Consider the following 13,124-nt stretch of genomic DNA (forward strand, 5'->3'; position numbering starts at 1 on the left):
TTTCCACTGCCACCGGCGCACACGCAACAACTCAAATCGCTCTCGCTACTGCTTATCCAGACCGTACACGGAATGCAAAGTGCGAACCGCGAGTTCCGTGTAGGGACCGTCGATCAGTATCGAAATCTTGATCTCGGAGGTGGTGATGGCGCGGATGTTGATCGCCTTGTCGGCCAGCGCCTTGAAAGCGGTGGCGGCCACACCGGCATGGCTGCGCATGCCGATGCCGATGACCGAAACCTTCGACATGCCGGCTTCCGACTGCACCACGTCATAGCCGATCGAAGCCTTCAGACGCTCCAGCACGGCCAGCGCCTTGTCCACGTCGCCGGACGGCACGGTGAAGGTCATGTCGGTGAACTTGCCGTCCTCTGAGATGTTCTGGACGATCATGTCGACATTGATGTTGGCCTCGGCCAGCGGGCCGAAAATGCCGGCGGCAACGCCCGGGCGGTCGCCAACGCGGCGCAGAGAAATCTGCGCTTCGTCCTTGGCGTAGGCAATTCCGGTGACGACCTGCTGTTCCACGATCTCTTCCTCGTCGCAAATAAGCGTTCCCGGAGGATTGAGCAAATCCCCCATTCCGGGCGCATCGGGATCGTCGAAGGACGACCGCACGAACGTACGCACCCTGTGCACCATGGCAAGCTCGACCGAGCGCACCTGCAAGACCTTGGCGCCGAGCGAGGCCATTTCGAGCATTTCCTCGAACGAAATCTTGCTGAGCCGCCGCGCCTTCGGCTCGATGCGCGGATCGGTGGTGTAGACGCCGTCGACATCGGTGTAGATGTCGCAGCGGTCGGCCTTGACCGCCGCGGCAATGGCCACCGCGCTTGTGTCGGAGCCGCCGCGGCCGAGCGTGGCGATGCGGTTGTCCGGGCCGATGCCCTGGAAGCCGGCGACGACAGCCACCTGGCCCTCGCCGAAGCGCTTGATCAGGAACGCGCCGTCAATTTCGAGGATGCGCGCCGCGCCATGCGCGTTGTCGGTCTTGATCGGGATCTGCCAGCCCTGCCAGGAGCGGGCATGGACGCCCATATTCTGCAGTGTGATCGCCAGCAGGCCGGCAGTCACCTGCTCGCCCGAGGCGACCACGGCGTCATACTCGCGCGCGTCGTGCATGGGCGAGGCTTCGCGCGTCCAGCCAACCAGTTCATTGGTCTTGCCCGCCATCGCCGAAACCACGACAGCGACCTCATGGCCGGCATCGACCTCGCGTTTGACGTGACGCGCCACATTGCGGATGCGGGCGATGTCGGCGACGGAGGTTCCGCCGAATTTCATCACGATGCGCGCCATGGAAGCGAAATGCCTTTGACTGAAGCCGGCCCAGGACCGAAAGGGGAAGTAAGCGCTCGACAGAAGCCGGCCGCTGAATGCGCGCCTCCTTAGCCAAATGATCACGGTTTCGCAAGGCTGGCGGCGGATGCCGGCTTCAGGATCGCGGCATATTGCGTTCGGCCCCGCCGCCGCTTACCAAATGCTGCCCGCGGGAAACTCCTTTTGGTCCGGCATATCGAATGATTGTTCGCCTTCGACGCGCCATGCGGTGGCAATCGCTGCCGCTGTTCATCGGCTTCGCCGTGCTGGCGTTGATCGTCGGCACACGCGCCGTGCTGGTCGAGACCCAGAGAGCTAATCGTGAGGCCGCGCGCGAGGCGGTCGAGTATCAGGAATTGCTTTCCGGTTTGCTTGCGATGGCTCAGGAGGCCGAGACCAGCCAGCGCGGCTATCTCCTGACCGGCGAGAAATCCTACCTCCAGCCTTATCGGCAGGCGGTCGACGCCATTCCGGGCCAGCTTGCCCGCATCCACGGCATGACCGCGCCGGACGACGAACTCGTGCAGCAGATCAACCACGTCAAGGACGCGCTTTCACAAAACCAGGCCGAATTGGCTGAGACGATTGCACTCTACGATCGCGGCGATGCGGCAAAAGCTCTGGAACTGGTCCGCAGCGGCCAGGGCAAGGCCGCCATGGACCAGATCCGGGCCAGCATGGACACGATCCGGCGCATTGGCGGCGCAGCCATCGCCGCGCGCGACGCTCATACCGACCGGGTCGAAAACTGGCTGCGAATCGGCTCGATAGCGGCGCTGCTGGCGATCTTCCTGCTTGGCGCCTACACGGTTCGCCTTTCGCGCCGCCGGTTCCGCGCAGTGGCGATCGCCCAGGAAGAGCTGATGCGCAAGAACATCGAGCTCGGCAACGAAATCCAGACGCGTGAAAAGGCCGAATCGCAGATCCGCCAGATGCAGAAGATGGAGGCTGTGGGCCAGCTGACCGGCGGTATCGCCCACGATTTCAACAACATGCTGGCGGTGATCATCAGCGCCATGAACCTCGCCCAGCGCAAGCTGACGCGGGGCGAGCACGACATCATGAAATTCATCGAAGCGGCGACCGATGCGGCGACCCGGGCCGCAAACTTGACGTCACGGCTGCTTGCCTTCTCGCGCCAGCAGCCGCTCGCGCCTCAGGTTGTAGACGCCAATCGTCTGGTCGCCGGCATGTCGGACCTGCTTCGGCGGGCGCTCGGCGAAACCATCCGCATCGAAACCGTGCTGGCTGGCGGCCTGTGGAAGACCCATGCCGATCCGAGCCAGCTCGAAAATGCCATTCTCAACCTGGCGGTCAATGCGCGCGACGCCATGGGCGAGGACGGCAAGATGACCATCGAGACCGCCAACAGCCACCTCGACGAGGGCTACGCCGCCACCCATGCCGAGGTCAAAGCCGGCCAGTATGTGATGATCGCGGTCAGCGACACCGGCGCCGGCATGCCGGCGGACGTCATGGAGCGGGCTTTCGAGCCGTTTTTCACCACCAAGCCGGTCGACAAGGGCACCGGCCTCGGGCTGAGCCAAGTGTTCGGCTTCGTCAAACAGTCCGGCGGACACGTCAAGATTTACTCGGAACCCGGCCAAGGCACCACGATCAGGATCTACCTGCCGCGCTTCTTCGGCCCGGAAGAGGCCGCCATATCTTCGGAACGAGCCGGAAATCCTGCCGTGCCGGTCACCGAAACCATCCTTGTCGTGGAGGACGATCCACGCGTGCGGGCTTCCACCACGGATGCCATGCGCGAACTCGGCTACACCGTCATTCATGCCGCAAGCGGCCAGGAAGCGCTGGAAAAGCTGGGCGACAACCCTGGTGTGGCGCTCATGTTCACCGATATCGTCATGCCGGTGATGAATGGCCGCAAGCTCGCCGAGGAGGCGCTGGCGCGCATGCCGAAGCTGAAGGTGATCTTCACCACCGGCTTCACCAGGAACGCCGTCGTCCACAATGGCGTGCTCGACCATGACGTGCATTTCCTGGCCAAGCCCTTCACCATCGAGCAGCTGGCGGCGAAATTGCGCGACGTGCTGGACGCAAGATGACCGAGGCCCTGGAAATCGTCACCTTTCGCCTCAAACCTGGAGCGGAAGCGGGCTTTGCCGCCGCCAACAACCTGGTCGCCGACTGGCTGGCGCGGCAACCTGGTTTCGTAAACCGCTGTCTGGCGCGGCGGGACGATGGCGGATGGGTCGATGTGGTGCGCTGGCGAAGTCGCGAGCAGGCTCTCGCCGCCGCAGGCCGGATCATGGCCGAGATCGGCGATTGCGAAGCGATGCGGGCCATCGATCCCGCAAGTGTTGCGATGGAACATGCGGCGATTGTGATCTCGAGGCCATAGGTCGACTAGCCAGCAGTCGCAAAAACCGGCCTTGACTTTCTTGCCCCGGCACCCGACTTCCTAGCGTCCGAGGAGACCCGCCCCATGCCAGAGGCCCGACGATCGACAATCGATGCCGGAGAAGTGGAACGCTTTTCCGCGCTTGCCGCCGAATGGTGGAACCCGAACGGCAAATTCCGTCCGCTGCACAAATTCAACCCGGTCCGGCTGGCCTATATCCGGGACCAGGTGGCGGCGCGCTTCGGCCGCGATCCGCGGGCGGCGCGGCCGTTCGAAGGCCTGCGTTTCCTCGATATCGGCTGCGGCGGTGGATTGTTGTGCGAGCCGATGGCAAGGCTTGGCGCCGAAGTGGTCGGCGCCGACGCCTCGGCAACCAACATCGAGGTGGCGAAGCTGCACGCGGCCGAAGGCGGCGTGACGGTGGATTATCGCGCTACGACCGCTGAGGATTTGGCCGATTCCGGCGAGAAATTCGACGTCGTCCTCAACATGGAAGTTGTCGAGCATGTTGCCGATGTCGACCTGTTCATCGGCAAGTGCGGCGAGATGGTCAAGCCCGGCGGCATCATGTTCGTGGCCACCATCAACCGCACGCTGAAGGCACTGGGCCTGGCCATCATCGGCGCCGAATATGTGCTGCGCTGGCTGCCGCGCGGCACCCACCAGTTCGGCAAGCTGGTGCGGCCCGAAGAGCTTGAAAAGGCGCTCGGCAGCGCCGCCATGACCATCATCGACCGTACCGGCGTGACCTACAATCCTCTCGCCGACCGCTGGGCACGCTCCAAGGACATGGACGTCAACTATATGGTGCTGGCGGAAAAACGATCGGTCTGAACGAAAGGGGGCGGCCGTGGACACTATGAGGGCCCGAGAGCTGGCGCTCGATCTTCCCGAAACGGTCGAGCAATCGCATTTCGGCAAGGCTGACTTCCGCGTCCGCAACCGTATCTTCGTCTCGCTGCCCGAAGCCGACCGTGCTGTCGTCAAGCTCGACCGCGACCAGCAAGAGATGATGGCCGCGGCTGAGCCATCGGTTTTCAGGCCCGTGACAGGCGGCTGGGGCCAAAAGGGATGGACGTCGATTATGCTCGAAGCCTGCGACGAACAGACATTCCGCAGCGCCGTTCGGACGGCCTGGCGAAACGTCGCCCCGCCGGCGCTACGGAAGCGCCTCGACGCGAGCCAAATTTAAGCTTGAGCAGTTCGAGGAAAAGTGTGAAGCGGTTTCCCGGGAAAGCGCATAGCGCTTTGCCTAGGGAATTGCGTAAACAAAGACCCTATGCCTTCTGGCTCTGCGCCTTGGTGGTGATGATCACGCCGATGGTGATGATCACCGCGCCGGCCCAGGTCAGCAACTGGTAGTGCTCGCCGAGGAAGATGGTTCCGGCAAACAGGCCGACGGCCGCCGCCACATAGCCGATCTGGCTGAGATAGACCGGACCGCCCACGGCCTGCAGCCGGAAGAAGAAGGCAAACATCGCCGAGGCCGAGGCGACCTGCGCCACGACGACCAGCGGCACGGCGCCAAGCGGGGCGAAGGCGCCGACCCCGAACAGCGTGAGAATGCCGATCAGCAGCAGCGTCGCCGAGGCCAGGTGGCTGCCGACGGCCAGTTCGATCGGACCGGTGCCTTCGGGCCAGTCGACGGTGCGATAGATATTGCCGGCGGCAAGGCTGACCGGGATCAAAAGTCCGGCCAGCACCCAGTAGACATCGGCCGGCTGGCCGGCCTCGCCGCGCGTCACCGCCACCATGACGGCGCCGATGAAGCCGACGGCGATACCGATACTGCCGAGCGTATTTGGCCGTCGAACGCCGAGCAGGATCGAAAATACCAGTGTGATGACCGGCGACAGCGTGAACATGATGCCGGTATAGCCGGCGCCGAGATGCGGGATAGCCGAAAACATCAGCAGATTGGGCACGGCGTAGGACACGGCGGCGGTGATGAAGAAATAGCGCAGTCTGTGCGAGGTGAGCCGCATGCGCTCTCCGTTCGCGAGCAACGCGCACAGCAGCACGCCCCCGGCGCCGAACGAGATGACGAAGGCCCAGACCATGGCCGGAACGCCGGCAGCCGTCGCCAGCTTGCCGAACGGCAGGGTCAGGCCGAGCAGGCCGCCGGTGACGACCAGCAGGCCAAGCGCCGATTCCCAGAGAAATTTCATCGGATGGTCCCGTCACTCACTTGCGGCACTGGGTCGAAACTGTATCTTGAGGTAGCATACCACAAAGATTCTTAACGTCAAGATACTTAGCGGTGAGACAGATGGATCGCGCGGCAAAGGCGGTGGAGCAATGGGAGCGGGAACGGCCGGACCTGGAGGTGTCGCCGATGCTGGTGCTTGGGCGGCTGAACGAAGCCTCGTCGCTAATCGCCCGCGAGCGCCTCGCCCCGCTGTTTGCCCGTTTCGGACTGCAGGCCGGCGAATTCGATGTGCTGGCGACGCTGCGCCGCTCCGGCCAGCCCTACGCGCTGACACCGACCGCTCTATACGAGGCGACGATGGTGACCTCTGGGGCCATGACCAACCGGCTCGACCGGCTTGAGAAGGCCGGACTGATCCTGCGCGGCCCGCACCCCAACGACCGGCGTGGCATTGTCGTGCAACTGACCGAAAAAGGTCTGGCCTTGATCGACGAAGCCCTGACCGCCCACGTCGCCAACGAGCATGAAATCCTCGCCGGGCTCACCGGCACGGAGCGGGGGGCACTGGCTCAGTTGCTTGGCAAATTGATCGATAGCGCCAGCTGATCGCTCAATTGCGCTCCTCGGGAAAACTCGGGATCGGCATGAAATCGATGCCATCCTCGGCCAAGCTCTTGGCTTCGTCCAACGTCGCCTCGCCATAGATGCCGCGCGCATCGCTCTCGCCGAAATGGATCTTGCGCGCTTCTTCGGCAAACTTGTCGCCGACATAGTCGGCATTCTCGCGCACCTTCTCGGCCATCGCCTTCAGTTTCGCCAAAGCCTGCTTCTGGGTTTCGCCCATGGCCAGCGCAATTGTTTCCTGCTTCCGCGCGGTGGAGACGGCTGGCGCCATCAGCGCCTTTTGCACCTTGTGCGAGCCGCAGCTCGGGCAATCGACGAAGCCGCGCTTCTTCTGCGTGTCGAAATCGTCATTGCTGCGAAACCAGCCCTCGAATTCGTGCTCGTGCTCGCAGATCAGGGCAAAGCGGATCACGAAGCCGCGCCCCTGAGCCGCGGCACTTCAGCCGTGCCGGCATTGACGGCAAAATCGCGCGCATTCCTAAGGTTGGGGATTTTCTTACGCGCGGCCGACGACTGCGCCGTGTCGATCTCGGCGATGATCACCTCCGGATCGTCATGGTCTGCCTCGGCGAGAATTCGACCCCATGGGTCGACGATCAGCGAATGGCCATAGGTTTCGCGGCCATCCTCATGCAGGCCACCTTGTGCTGCAGCAACCACATAGGCGCCGTTTTCGATGGCACGGGCTCGCAGCAGCACATGCCAGTGCGCCTCGCCGGTCTGGCGGGTGAAGGCGGCAGGCACCGACAAGAGGTTGGCGCCGGCCATCGCCTCGGCGCGGAACAGCTGTGGAAAGCGTAGATCGTAGCAGACGGCAAAGCCGAGCCTGGCGCCGTCGATCTCGGTGACGACGGCCTCGGTGCCCGGCTCATAGGCGGCGGATTCTCGCCAGCTCTCGCCATTGTCGAGATCGACGTCGAACATGTGGATCTTGTCATAGGTTGCGAGCGTCGCGCCATCCGGCCCAAACAGCAGCGCCCGGTTGGCGAGCTTGCCGTCGGCGCGCAGGATGGCGGTAGAGCCAATATGCAAGAAGACGCCGAGTTCGCTGGCGAGCTTGCGCGCGGTCGCCACGACGATGTCCTTGTCTTCCGAGGTGAAGGAAGCAGCCCTGGCTTCCTTGTCGCGAATCAGCGCTCCGGTCATTTCCGGGGTCTGGATGTAGGTTGCACCGAGGCCTGCCGCCTCGCGAACCAGCCGTTCGAGATCGACCGCGTTGCGCTCGGGGCTCTCGCCCGAACGCATCTGGATCGCCGCCGCCTTGAAAACACCCATCGTCACGTCCTCTTTGAGCAATTCCAGGAAAAGTGTGTACCGGTTTTCCGTCCGAAATCGCATAAAAACAAAGACATAGAGCGGCCCTACGAACCGCTCTTTGTCGTCGAGCCGTTGGCAAGCAGCCTGTCCAGTTGGCCCCGCGCCTCCAATTCGTGGAGGTCGTCGGAGCCGCCGACATGCGTGTCGCCGATGAAAATCTGCGGAAAGGTCGAGCGGCCATGCGCCCGCGAAATCATTTCCTGGCGCAATTCCGGCGAAAACGAAGCGTCATGCTCGGTGTAAGCGACGCCCTTGCGGTCGAGCAGCCGCTTGGCCGCCGCGCAATAGCCGCACATCATACGGGTGTAAATCGTCACATCGAGCATCGGTCCGTGCCTTTCCTCGACCTTATATAGTCGCGGACTCGTCGGCCCGAAAGTCCCCCGGCAGGACACGCGCGAAGGTCAGCACATCGACCGCTCCGGCGCCGCCCTTCTTCAGCGCCCTGGCGACCGAGCGCACGGTGGCGCCGGTGGTGTAGACATCGTCGACCAGAAGCACGCGGCGCCCAGTGATCTCGATTTCGGCTTCCGCAGGCACACGGAAGGCGGCGCGGACATTGGCCTCGCGCTCCTGCCGCTCCAGCCCGACCTGCTGGCGCGTGAGCTTGACGCGCCGGACCGCCGAGGGCGAGAAAGGCAGCCCGCTAGGCTGCGCAACCGCCCTTGCCAACTCCGCCGACTGGTTGAACTGCCGGCGAAAGAAGCGCCGCCAGTGCAGCGGCACCGGTACGACGACATCGGCGTCTGCAATTAGCTCAGCGCCGGCGCGCAGCATCCAGCGCGCCATCCATGGCGCCAGATCGGTGCGGTCCTGGTATTTCAGCCCTTGCACCATCTGGCGGGCGACACCGGAATAGGCCACGGCCGCCCGCGCCCGCTCGAACGGCGGCGGATCGGCGATCGCCTCGGCCGACAGGAACCCCTCGCCCATATCGTGGGTGAATGGCGTGCCCATGACCGCGCACCATGGCCGCTCCAGCAGCCTCAGCTTCGGCCAGCAGGCGCCGCACAAAACGCCGGGTTGCGAGACGTGCCTGCGACAGCCGGCACAGACCGGCGGGAACAGCATCCGCGCCGGCCAGTCCAACATGGCCAGTTTCAACATGGTTTGAGCGAGGCTCTTGATCTCCATCACCGGATCGGCCACGTGGTTTTGTCGTCCGCGCCAGGATATCACTAGACGGACAAACAGGATGTCTACCGTTGCAGCCGATCATCGATACTGAACTTTGGCTGGTGCGCAAGCGCAGGGCACTAGCCCACCCCGTAGCCGGCGCGGATTTTCTGATGCGGCGGGCGGCGGAAGACCTTGCCGACCGGCTTGGCGCGGTCGAGCGGAAATTCGGCAAGGCCGCGGTGCTGTTTTGCCAGACGCCGGACGCAACGGACGTGGTCGCTGCAAGCGGCAAGGCAGCGGAGATCGTGCGCGTCGAGGCAGATCCAGCGTTTCTGGACGGCCGGCCAGGGCTGGTAGCACCGCTGGAGACAGTGCCGTTCCAGCCGGAAAGCCTCGACCTCGTCGTTTCGCTCCTGTCGCTCCAGGCGATGAACGACATTCCCGGCATGCTGGTGCAGATCCGCCGCGCGCTCAGGCCCGACGGGCTTTTTCTCGGCGCCTTTGCCGGCGCCGGCACGCTTTCCGAATTGCGCGAAAGCCTGCTCGCCGCCGAGACCGAGCTCTATGGCGGCGCCAGCCCGCGCGTCATCCCCTTCACGGATGTTCGCGATGCCGGCGCATTGCTGCAGCGCGCCGGACTGGCGCTGCCGGTGGCCGACGTCGAAACGGTGACCGTCCGCTACGATACCCTCTTCAACCTCATTGCCGATCTCAGGGCGATGGGCGAAACCAGCGCGCTGACCGATCGCAGCCGGCGACCGGGAGCGCGAAAGCTTTTTACCCGTGCCGCCGAACTCTATGCCGAACGCTTTTCGGACGCTGATGGCCGCATCAGGGCAAGCTTTTCCATCGTCTGGATGTCGGGCTGGGCGCCCGATGCATCGCAGCAAAAGCCCTTGAAACCGGGCTCGGCGAAGGTCTCGCTGAAGACAATACTGGAAGATCCCGGCGGGCGGTGACGGCGCTCCGGATCAGTGCTCGGCGAAGGCGTTTGCGAGCCTGCTGTTGTTGTCGCTGAACAGAAACTGGATCGCATTGCTGGCCTTGCCGACACCCCCGACGATGGCAAGCGAAAGCACCGCGACGATCAGGCCATATTCAATGGCCGTGGCGCCTGTTTCGTCTTGCAAAAATCGGCGCAGCAATGGCTTCATGATCGTCGATCCCTCTCATCCCCGACCATATCGCCGACCTGTTAAGAAAGGTTAACGGCACAAGCTTAACAGGCTGTGAAATGGGCCTGCGTTGAGGAAGTTCTCAAGCTGGTGTCGACCTTGTTGGTCAGCAGTCGCCGCTGCGTTGGCCGTCGGCGCGGATGATGCAGACTGAGCTCGGTGAGGGCTGCAGCACGCTTCTGCGCAGCGTATAGGTGGCCCGCGAGCCGATTGAACCCGTGCTCATCGGGTCGAGACCGCCTGCAAGAGCATCGCGGCTGGATGATCGCGTCTGGTTGTCCAGCACGGGGACCGCGATCAGCGCCAGCGCCACTGCGGCCGAGCCGAACAAAAGCGTGACGCGCAATATACCGACGCCGGCGGCGCGAAAGCTGCGATCCGGCCGGATCGAGTCCCATTCCCTGTCGAGGCTCATGCAATCGCTCCCCGCGAACCCGCTTTGCCGCAATTTTTCACGACGAGATAAATCTTCCATTAACGCTGGCTAGATCAGACCGCGAAATGGCCTTGGATCACAACAGGTCGATGAGGAACTGGATCAGCGGCGCGTCGGCCGGCGGCATCGGATAGTCGCGCATCTGCTTTGGCCGTACCCATTTCAGCGCCTGCCCTTCCCTGGGCTGCGCGATGCCGCGAAAGCGGCGGCAGACGAAGAGCGGCATGAGGAGATGGAAATCATCATAGGAATGGCTGGCGAAGGTGAGCGGCGCCAGGCAAGGAATGTCGGTCTCGATGCCGATCTCTTCCTGCAGTTCGCGGATCAGGCATTGTTCCGGCGTCTCGCCTGGCTCTACCTTGCCGCCGGGAAATTCCCAAAGGCCGGCAAGCTGTTTGCCCTCGGGTCGCTGCGCCAGAAGCACCCGGCCATCGGTATCGACCAGCGCGCACGCGGCGACCAGCAGCAGGCGTTTGCCGGTGATCTCGCTCATGCGCCCGGCGGCCGGCGATAGTGGTAGCGATAGACTTCGTCGAAGCCCAGCGAGCGATAGAGCGCCAGCGCCGGCGCATTGCCGGCCTCGACCTGCAGCCAGGCTTCGCGAGCGCCACGCAGCCTCGCCCATTTCAGCGCCGACAGGATCAGGTTGCGGCCATGGCCCTGATTGCGCGCCGACTTGGCGGTGGCGATCTCGAACAGGCCGGCAAGATCGCCGTCATGGACGCAGATCAGCACCGCCAGGGGATCGGCCCCTTCCTCGAGCGCAAACAGCCCGACTTCGGGTTGGATAGCGCCGATGATTTCCGAAAGACCGGGCCGCAGCGATGCATCCGAGCCGCTGACCTTGAGCGACGCGCCGAGAAAGCGGCTAATATCCTTCAGCGGAATCTGGTCCATGGCCGGCGCCAGTTGCGCGTCCGCCAGCGGCAGCCGCATCACCAGGGATTCGTCGAATGTGCTCCAGCCCTCATTGTCGAGATGCTTGGCCAGGTCCGGCCCCGACAGCGGCGAGATGCGGAAGGTCAGCGGCCTGCCATAGGCGTCGAAGCGCCGGCTGGCGCGGCCGATGCGCTCGGCAATGTGCTGGGTGTCGCCGGGATCGAGCGGGTTGACCGAGTTCAGCCGTTTGGCCGGATGACCGGCCGTCAGCCGCACCACCCAGGTGCCGTCATAATGGACGGCCGCAGCCGGCCAGGCGCGAAAACCCGCCGCCTCGTAGCGGCGCACGATGGCGAGCATGCTTGCCGGATGCCTGGAAGCCAACTCCATCAGCTCCGGTAATCGCCATTGATGGCGACATATTCCTTGGTGAGGTCGCAGGTCCACACCGTCGCCTTGCCGCGGCCGATACCGATATCGGCGCGGATGCGGATGTCGTCGCGCTTCATATAGGCCGAGGTCGCTTCCTCGGAGTAGCCCGGGTCGCGTTCGCCCTCATGCGCCAGACGGTTGTCGCCGAACCAGATCGACAGCCGGTCGCGCTCGGCCGGCTCCCCGGCCATTCCCCCGGCCAAGCAGCCCCGGCCCCCATTGGCGTCCTCCCCGGCCACCGCCGTCTTGACCAGCGGCGAATTGGCGATGGACAGCGCGATGCGCTTGGCCGAGCGCGCCGATTTGGCGCCGGTAACGGTGACTTCGACCTGCTTGCGGGCGCCCTCGCCGTCGCGCACCACTTGCAGCGCCAGCGATTTGAGCACCTTGCCCAGCGCCCGGCGGAAGGCGCCGAGACGGGCATCCTTGGGATCGCTGATGGCGGGCGCGCCGCGCTTGGCAGCGGCTCCGGTGGCGAACAACAGCAGCGTGTCGCTGGTCGAGGTGTCGCTGTCGACGGTGACGGCGTTGAAGGTCTTGGCCGTGCCGCGCGACAACAAGTCCTGCAGCACGGGGGCGGCGATCGGCGCATCGGTGGCGATGAAGGACAGCATAGTCGCCATATCGGGCGCGATCATGCCGGCGCCCTTGGAGATGCCATTGATGATGACGTCGGTGTCGCCGAGCTTGACCGTCGCTGTCGCCACTTTCGGATAGGTGTCGGTGGTCATGATGGCCTTTGCCGCCTCGGTCCACAGATCCGGCTTGCCGTCCTTGACCAGTCCGGCGAGCAAATGGCTGAATTTGGTGGTGTCGAGCGGCTCGCCGATTACCCCGGTGGAAGCGAGGAACACTTCGCCTGGCGTGCAGCCTGCGGCCTTGGCCGCGGCCTCGCCGGTCAGTTGGGTGGAGGCGCGGCCCTTCTTGCCGGTGAACGCGTTGGCGTTGCCGGAATTGACGACCAGCACCCGCGCCTTGCCGGCGCCAAGGTTCTCGCGGCAGAAGTCGACCGGTGCCGAGGGGCATTTCGACTTCGTGAACACGCCGGCAACCGCTGTGCCGGCATCGAAGACCATGGCCAAGAGGTCGGTACGGTTCTTGTACTTGATCCCGGCCTCGGCGGTGGCGATGCGCACGCCCTCGATGGCAGGCATTTTGGGATATTTCTTCGGCGCGAGCGGCGAAATCGTTGCGGACATTGGAGACCTCTGGCGAGGGAAAAACGCTGGGCGAAGGCCGGTTTGCCCGATAGCACGGCCCGGCGCAAGGGCGTTTTCTTGGCCGCCGCTGTCGGCAAGCCACCAGGGATTA

The 13,124-nt window shown here is 64.2% G+C and carries 17 protein-coding genes; 6 read left to right on the forward strand and 11 right to left on the reverse strand.

The features are described 5' to 3' along the window. Positions 1–45: 45 nt before the first annotated feature. Positions 46–1,299, reverse strand: a complete 1,254-nt coding sequence (locus NKI88_RS28210; RefSeq protein ID WP_023707556.1) for an aspartate kinase — start codon at positions 1,297–1,299, stop codon at positions 46–48. A gap of 245 nt (positions 1,300–1,544) precedes the next feature. Between NKI88_RS28210 and NKI88_RS28215 the strand changes: the two genes are divergently transcribed. From NKI88_RS28215 to NKI88_RS28230, 4 genes are all read left to right on the forward strand, one after another. Then, positions 1,545–3,386: a CHASE3 domain-containing protein gene (locus NKI88_RS28215; RefSeq protein WP_023707555.1), complete on the forward strand. Its 1,842-nt coding sequence runs from the start codon at positions 1,545–1,547 to the stop codon at positions 3,384–3,386. After that, entirely contained in the window at positions 3,383–3,682 is a 300-nt protein-coding gene (locus tag NKI88_RS28220) for an antibiotic biosynthesis monooxygenase family protein (RefSeq protein ID WP_352443928.1), read from the forward strand. Before NKI88_RS28215 ends, NKI88_RS28220 begins: the two co-directional genes overlap by 4 nt. Before the next feature lie 84 nt (positions 3,683–3,766). Then, positions 3,767–4,516 carry a bifunctional 2-polyprenyl-6-hydroxyphenol methylase/3-demethylubiquinol 3-O-methyltransferase UbiG gene (ubiG, locus tag NKI88_RS28225; RefSeq protein WP_023672976.1) on the forward strand — a complete coding sequence of 250 codons (750 nt, stop codon included), beginning with the start codon at positions 3,767–3,769 and terminating at the stop codon, positions 4,514–4,516. A gap of 25 nt (positions 4,517–4,541) precedes the next feature. Beyond that, the gene (locus NKI88_RS28230; RefSeq protein ID WP_023685781.1) at positions 4,542–4,874 is read left to right on the forward strand and encodes an MmcQ/YjbR family DNA-binding protein; all 333 of its coding nucleotides are present in this window, start codon (positions 4,542–4,544) and stop codon (positions 4,872–4,874) included. A gap of 85 nt (positions 4,875–4,959) precedes the next feature. Here the strand turns inward: NKI88_RS28230 and NKI88_RS28235 are convergent, their stop codons facing one another. Next, the gene (locus tag NKI88_RS28235; protein ID WP_023731041.1) at positions 4,960–5,850 is read right to left on the reverse strand and encodes a DMT family transporter; all 891 of its coding nucleotides are present in this window, start codon (positions 5,848–5,850) and stop codon (positions 4,960–4,962) included. A gap of 101 nt (positions 5,851–5,951) precedes the next feature. Here NKI88_RS28235 and NKI88_RS28240 point away from each other — a divergent pair, with 101 nt between their 5' ends. Next, on the forward strand, positions 5,952–6,437 hold the full coding sequence (locus NKI88_RS28240; RefSeq protein ID WP_352658711.1) for a MarR family winged helix-turn-helix transcriptional regulator: 486 nt from the start codon (positions 5,952–5,954) through the stop codon (positions 6,435–6,437). Positions 6,438–6,441: 4 nt separating this feature from the next. On the opposite strand, the gene NKI88_RS28245 is transcribed toward NKI88_RS28240, so the two are convergent. From NKI88_RS28245 to NKI88_RS28260, 4 genes are all read right to left on the reverse strand, one after another. Then, entirely contained in the window at positions 6,442–6,867 is a 426-nt protein-coding gene (locus NKI88_RS28245; protein WP_352658713.1) for a DUF1178 family protein, read from the reverse strand. Continuing rightward, the gene (locus tag NKI88_RS28250) at positions 6,864–7,730 is read right to left on the reverse strand and encodes a carbon-nitrogen hydrolase family protein (protein WP_352658715.1); all 867 of its coding nucleotides are present in this window, start codon (positions 7,728–7,730) and stop codon (positions 6,864–6,866) included. The genes NKI88_RS28245 and NKI88_RS28250 overlap by 4 nt, the downstream gene beginning before the upstream one ends. 86 nt (positions 7,731–7,816) lie before the next feature. Next, positions 7,817–8,098, reverse strand: a complete 282-nt coding sequence (gene grxC / locus NKI88_RS28255) for a glutaredoxin 3 (protein WP_023672982.1) — start codon at positions 8,096–8,098, stop codon at positions 7,817–7,819. A gap of 22 nt (positions 8,099–8,120) precedes the next feature. After that, positions 8,121–8,906 (reverse strand): ComF family protein, encoded by a 786-nt coding sequence (locus tag NKI88_RS28260; RefSeq protein WP_502909503.1) that lies wholly within the window; start codon positions 8,904–8,906, stop codon positions 8,121–8,123. A gap of 71 nt (positions 8,907–8,977) precedes the next feature. Between NKI88_RS28260 and NKI88_RS28265 the strand changes: the two genes are divergently transcribed. Continuing rightward, on the forward strand, positions 8,978–9,850 hold the full coding sequence (locus tag NKI88_RS28265; protein ID WP_352658717.1) for a methyltransferase domain-containing protein: 873 nt from the start codon (positions 8,978–8,980) through the stop codon (positions 9,848–9,850). Between the two features lie 12 nt (positions 9,851–9,862). Here the strand turns inward: NKI88_RS28265 and NKI88_RS28270 are convergent, their stop codons facing one another. The 5 genes from NKI88_RS28270 to argJ form a co-directional block, all read right to left on the reverse strand. After that, positions 9,863–10,045 carry a Flp family type IVb pilin gene (locus NKI88_RS28270; RefSeq protein ID WP_023672984.1) on the reverse strand — a complete coding sequence of 61 codons (183 nt, stop codon included), beginning with the start codon at positions 10,043–10,045 and terminating at the stop codon, positions 9,863–9,865. A gap of 127 nt (positions 10,046–10,172) precedes the next feature. Beyond that, entirely contained in the window at positions 10,173–10,481 is a 309-nt protein-coding gene (locus NKI88_RS28275; RefSeq protein WP_023818501.1) for a hypothetical protein, read from the reverse strand. A gap of 97 nt (positions 10,482–10,578) precedes the next feature. Beyond that, positions 10,579–10,995, reverse strand: coding sequence for an 8-oxo-dGTP diphosphatase MutT (gene mutT / locus NKI88_RS28280; RefSeq protein WP_023685791.1), 417 nt, complete (start codon positions 10,993–10,995; stop codon positions 10,579–10,581). Then, positions 10,992–11,741, reverse strand: a complete 750-nt coding sequence (locus NKI88_RS28285) for a GNAT family N-acetyltransferase (RefSeq protein ID WP_023713717.1) — start codon at positions 11,739–11,741, stop codon at positions 10,992–10,994. The genes mutT and NKI88_RS28285 overlap by 4 nt, the downstream gene beginning before the upstream one ends. Before the next feature lie 29 nt (positions 11,742–11,770). Beyond that, positions 11,771–13,012 carry a bifunctional glutamate N-acetyltransferase/amino-acid acetyltransferase ArgJ gene (argJ, locus tag NKI88_RS28290; protein ID WP_352658719.1) on the reverse strand — a complete coding sequence of 414 codons (1,242 nt, stop codon included), beginning with the start codon at positions 13,010–13,012 and terminating at the stop codon, positions 11,771–11,773. Positions 13,013–13,124: the final 112 nt, after the last annotated feature.

It is taken from the genome of Mesorhizobium sp. M0317 (genome assembly GCF_040321555.1).
In the GTDB taxonomy this organism is placed as follows: domain Bacteria; phylum Pseudomonadota; class Alphaproteobacteria; order Rhizobiales; family Rhizobiaceae; genus Mesorhizobium.

What these genes read in the sequence shown, in the direction of transcription:
- NKI88_RS28210 (WP_023707556.1), bottom strand. Translation starts at nt 1,299, where the DNA reads ATGGCGCGCATCGTGATGAAATTCGGCGGAACCTCCGTCGCCGACATC.
- NKI88_RS28215 (WP_023707555.1), top strand. Translation starts at nt 1,545, where the DNA reads ATGCGGTGGCAATCGCTGCCGCTGTTCATCGGCTTCGCCGTGCTGGCG.
- NKI88_RS28220 (WP_352443928.1), top strand. Translation starts at nt 3,383, where the DNA reads ATGACCGAGGCCCTGGAAATCGTCACCTTTCGCCTCAAACCTGGAGCG.
- ubiG (WP_023672976.1), top strand. Translation starts at nt 3,767, where the DNA reads ATGCCAGAGGCCCGACGATCGACAATCGATGCCGGAGAAGTGGAACGC.
- NKI88_RS28230 (WP_023685781.1), top strand. Translation starts at nt 4,542, where the DNA reads ATGAGGGCCCGAGAGCTGGCGCTCGATCTTCCCGAAACGGTCGAGCAA.
- NKI88_RS28235 (WP_023731041.1), bottom strand. Translation starts at nt 5,850, where the DNA reads ATGAAATTTCTCTGGGAATCGGCGCTTGGCCTGCTGGTCGTCACCGGC.
- NKI88_RS28240 (WP_352658711.1), top strand. Translation starts at nt 5,952, where the DNA reads ATGGATCGCGCGGCAAAGGCGGTGGAGCAATGGGAGCGGGAACGGCCG.
- NKI88_RS28250 (WP_352658715.1), bottom strand. Translation starts at nt 7,730, where the DNA reads ATGGGTGTTTTCAAGGCGGCGGCGATCCAGATGCGTTCGGGCGAGAGC.
- grxC (WP_023672982.1), bottom strand. Translation starts at nt 8,098, where the DNA reads ATGCTCGATGTGACGATTTACACCCGTATGATGTGCGGCTATTGCGCG.
- NKI88_RS28260 (WP_502909503.1), bottom strand. Translation starts at nt 8,906, where the DNA reads ATGGAGATCAAGAGCCTCGCTCAAACCATGTTGAAACTGGCCATGTTG.
- NKI88_RS28270 (WP_023672984.1), bottom strand. Translation starts at nt 10,045, where the DNA reads ATGAAGCCATTGCTGCGCCGATTTTTGCAAGACGAAACAGGCGCCACG.
- NKI88_RS28275 (WP_023818501.1), bottom strand. Translation starts at nt 10,481, where the DNA reads ATGAGCCTCGACAGGGAATGGGACTCGATCCGGCCGGATCGCAGCTTT.
- mutT (WP_023685791.1), bottom strand. Translation starts at nt 10,995, where the DNA reads ATGAGCGAGATCACCGGCAAACGCCTGCTGCTGGTCGCCGCGTGCGCG.
- NKI88_RS28285 (WP_023713717.1), bottom strand. Translation starts at nt 11,741, where the DNA reads ATGCTCGCCATCGTGCGCCGCTACGAGGCGGCGGGTTTTCGCGCCTGG.
- argJ (WP_352658719.1), bottom strand. Translation starts at nt 13,012, where the DNA reads ATGTCCGCAACGATTTCGCCGCTCGCGCCGAAGAAATATCCCAAAATG.